The sequence below is a fragment of the Sediminibacterium goheungense genome (assembly GCF_004361915.1).
Taxonomy (GTDB): domain Bacteria; phylum Bacteroidota; class Bacteroidia; order Chitinophagales; family Chitinophagaceae; genus Sediminibacterium; species Sediminibacterium goheungense.
Genome location: NZ_SNWP01000003.1, coordinates 1 through 1784, shown reverse-complemented (window position 1 = coordinate 1784; position 1784 = coordinate 1). Strand labels below are relative to the sequence as shown.

Annotated in this window: 1 protein-coding gene; it reads right to left on the bottom strand. The window is 45.9% G+C overall.

Going from position 1 to position 1784, the window contains the following annotated elements; all coding sequences use genetic code 11:
- On the bottom strand, window positions 1-1784 hold a 1784-nt coding region (locus BC659_RS16735), incomplete at both ends, for a beta strand repeat-containing protein (protein WP_162847302.1).

The following is a 1784-nucleotide window of genomic DNA, read 5'->3' as shown; positions in this document are numbered from 1 at the left end:
GCACTCACCGTTCCCGCACTGATCGTTCCCGTGATGCTGATATTCGTTAAACCTGTCAGGTTCGTAATATTCGCTGTTGTGATATTCGCTGTTGTAGCTGTGATCGTACTGATGTTCGCCAGATTCGTAATTGAGTTCTGTGCACCTGTACTTAATGATCCACTCAAAGTTCCTGCACTGATCGTTCCCGTAGCGGTGATGTTCTGGATATTCGCCAGGTTCGTGATTGTATTCTGTGTACCAGCATTCAAAGTAGCACTGATCGTACCACCTACGATATTACCTGTTACAGTGATATTATCAAAGGTTCCACCCGTGCCGGTCACATTTGTCGCACTCACCGTTCCCGCACTGATCGTTCCTGTGATGCTGATATTCGTTAAACCTGTCAGGTTCGTAATATTCGCTGTTGTGATGTTCGCTGTTGTAGCTGTGATCGTACTGATGTTCGCCAGATTCGTAATTGAGTTCTGTGCACCTGTACTTAATGATCCACTCAAAGTTCCTGCACTGATTGTACCGGTTGCAGTGATGTTCTGGATATTCGCCAGGTTCGTGATACTATTCTGTGTACCAGCATTCAAAGTAGCACTGATCGTACCACCCACGATATTACCTGTTACAGTGATATTATCAAAGGTTCCACCCGTGCCGGTCACATTTGTCGCACTCACCGTTCCCGCACTGATCGTTCCCGTGATGCTGATATTCGTTAAACCTGTCAGGTTCGTAATATTCGCTGTTGTGATGTTCGCAGTTGTAGCTGTGATCGTACTGATGTTCGCCAGATTCGTAATTGAGTTCTGTGCACCTGTACTTAATGATCCACTCAAAGTTCCTGCACTGATCGTTCCCGTAGCGGTGATGTTCTGGATATTCGCCAGGTTCGTGATACTATTCTGTGTACCAGCGTTAAGTGTTGCACTGATCGTACCACCAACGATATTACCCGTTACAGTGATATTATCAAAGGTTCCACTACCTCCATTCACATTTGTCGCACTCACCGTTCCCGCACTGATCGTTCCCGTGATGCTGATATTCGTTAAACCTGTCAGGTTCGTAATATTCGCTGTTGTGATGTTCGCAGTTGTAGCTGTGATCGTACTGATGTTCGCCAGATTCGTAATTGAGTTCTGTGCTGATGTTGACAGACTACCACTCAAAGTTCCTGCACTGATCGTTCCGGTTGCGGTGATGTTCTGAACATTCGCCAGGTTCGTAATACTATTCTGTGTACCAGCGTTAAGTGTTGCACTGATCGTTCCACCAACGATATTACCCGTTACAGTAATATTATCAAAGGTTCCACCCGTGCCGGTCACATTTGTCGCACTCACCGTTCCCGCACTGATCGTTCCTGTGATGCTGATATTCGTTAAACCTGTCAGGTTCGTAATATTCGCTGTTGTGATGTTCGCTGTTGTAGCTGTGATCGTACTGATGTTCGCTAAGTTCGTAATTGAGTTCTGTGCTGATGTTGACAGACTACCACTCAAAGTTCCTGCACTGATTGTACCGGTTGCAGTGATGTTCTGAACATTCGCCAGGTTCGTAATACTATTCTGTGTACCGGCGTTAAGTGTTGCACTGATCGTTCCACCAACGATATTACCCGTTACAGTGATATTATCAAAGGTTCCACTACCTCCATTCACATTCGTTGCACTCACCGTTCCCGCACTGATCGTTCCTGTGATGCTGATATTCGTTAAACCTGTCAGGTTCGTAATATTCGCTGTTGTGATGTTCGCTGTTGTAGCTGTGATCGTACTGATGTTCGC